Raw genomic sequence first — 497 nt, 5'->3', positions numbered from 1 at the left:
AGAAAGAAAAATCGATTCCCTGAGTAGCGGCGAGCGAAACGGGAAGAGCCCAAACCAACAAGCTTGCTTGTTGGGGTTGTAGGACACTCTATACGGAGTTACAAAGGCACATGTTAGACGAATAACCTGGAAAGGTTAATCATAGAAGGTAATAATCCTGTAGTCGAAAATGTGTGCTCTCTTGAGTGGATCCTGAGTACGACGGAGCACGTGAAATTCCGTCGGAATCTGGGAGGACCATCTCCTAAGGCTAAATACTCTCTAGTGACCGATAGTGAACCAGTACCGTGAGGGAAAGGTGAAAAGTACCCCGGAAGGGGAGTGAAAGAGAACTTGAAACCGTGTGCTTACAAGTAGTCAGAGCCCGTTAATGGGTGATGGCGTGCCTTTTGTAGAATGAACCGGCGAGTTACGATCTGATGCAAGGTTAAGCAGAAAATGTGGAGCCGTAGCGAAAGCGAGTCTGAATAGGGCGAATGAGTATTTGGTCGTAGACC

1 rRNA gene is annotated in these 497 nt (G+C 47.5%); it reads left to right on the top strand.

The annotated features are described in order from the left end of the window. A 23S ribosomal RNA gene (locus TP70_RS03555) occupies positions 1–497 on the top strand; the annotation flags it as partial.

The organism is Staphylococcus microti, assembly GCF_000934465.1.
Classification (GTDB): domain Bacteria; phylum Bacillota; class Bacilli; order Staphylococcales; family Staphylococcaceae; genus Staphylococcus; species Staphylococcus microti.
Note: the sequence above shows the minus strand (reverse complement) of the source record. Positions and strands in the feature narration are given on the sequence as shown.